This window comes from Escherichia sp. AM3 (assembly GCF_032029835.1).
Taxonomy (GTDB): Bacteria; Pseudomonadota; Gammaproteobacteria; order Enterobacterales; family Enterobacteriaceae; genus Escherichia; species Escherichia coli.
In genome coordinates this window covers 1-340 of sequence record NZ_JAVUPQ010000717.1, presented here as the reverse complement: position 1 = coordinate 340, position 340 = coordinate 1, and the positions used below count along the sequence as shown (strand labels likewise).

Genomic DNA, 340 nt, shown 5'->3' with positions numbered 1-340 from the left:
ACACGGGTGTTATTGGGGAAAAGCTGTCTGCGCGAGTTAGCGTCTAACACCACCACCTGCGCCCTGCCCGCCAGCTGTTCCGCGTTGAAGGTCGCCCCTTCGCTGAAGGTCATGCCGTAGACGTTGAAGTAATCTCCGCTGACGCCGTTAGCGCTGGCCGCCACGTCGATGTTGCCGTAGCGCAGACGCAGGTTTTGCGACACGGCAGGCGTGGCGGAGTTCACCCACGGCTGCTTCTGAATAGCCGCCAGATCGTCGTATTTCAGCGCCTGCTGATACTGCGGCTCGTCGTCGCCAAAATCTTTGCCGGGGTAAACGTCGATGGTGTTAGTCCCGATGG

The 340-nt window shown here is 60.0% G+C and carries 1 protein-coding gene; it reads right to left on the bottom strand.

Features of this window, described 5'->3' with window-relative positions:
• A partial coding sequence (locus tag RTW80_RS28050) for an ABC transporter permease (protein WP_312721394.1) occupies nucleotides 1-340 on the bottom strand: 340 nt, incomplete at both ends.